Origin of the sequence: Enterobacter cloacae complex sp. IR5441 (assembly GCF_049238215.1) — a bacterium.
In the GTDB taxonomy this organism is placed as follows: domain Bacteria; phylum Pseudomonadota; class Gammaproteobacteria; order Enterobacterales; family Enterobacteriaceae; genus Enterobacter; species Enterobacter hormaechei_C.
On the sequence record NZ_JBMKIA010000135.1, the window covers coordinates 1 to 511 of the forward strand.

Sequence of the window (511 nt, forward strand, 5' to 3'; positions counted from 1 at the left end):
TTTTTTTATGGATGTAATATGGAAGCGATCACTGGTGCAAAGGGTGGCAGCCAGAAGCAGCACACACCTGTAGAACAACCTGATTCGGCGCAGTCAATGGCGCGCTGCCGCATGCTGCTGGCGCTCGGGGAAGGTGAGTTTGCTGGTGGTCTGGATGCGACCAGTATTTTCCTGGACGGTACGCCGCTGGGAAACGCCGACGGAACGATGAACTTTGAAAACGTTTCCTGGGAATTTCGGCCGGGAACACAGACCCAGACGCCGATTCCGGGTTTTCCCGCAGTGGAGAACGAAACTACGGTTGGCGTATCTCTGACAAAAGCCACGCCCTGGACGCGCGCGCTGAGTAACACCCAGATTGACGCTGTGCTCGTTCGCATTGGTATTCCGGGTTTGCAGCAGCAGGAAAACGACGGGGATATTGTCGGCACTACCGTAAAGTACCATATCGATCTTGCTGTAGATGGTGGTGCGTTCTCTACGGTCATGACAAGAACCGTGACAGAGAAAC

1 protein-coding gene is annotated in these 511 nt (G+C 54.4%); it reads left to right on the forward strand.

The annotated features are described in order from the left end of the window. Positions 1 to 18: 18 nt before the first annotated feature. Positions 19 to 511: TipJ family phage tail tip protein (gpJ, locus tag ACOTX5_RS26745; RefSeq protein ID WP_421632524.1), on the forward strand; the 493-nt coding region annotated here is incomplete at its 3' end.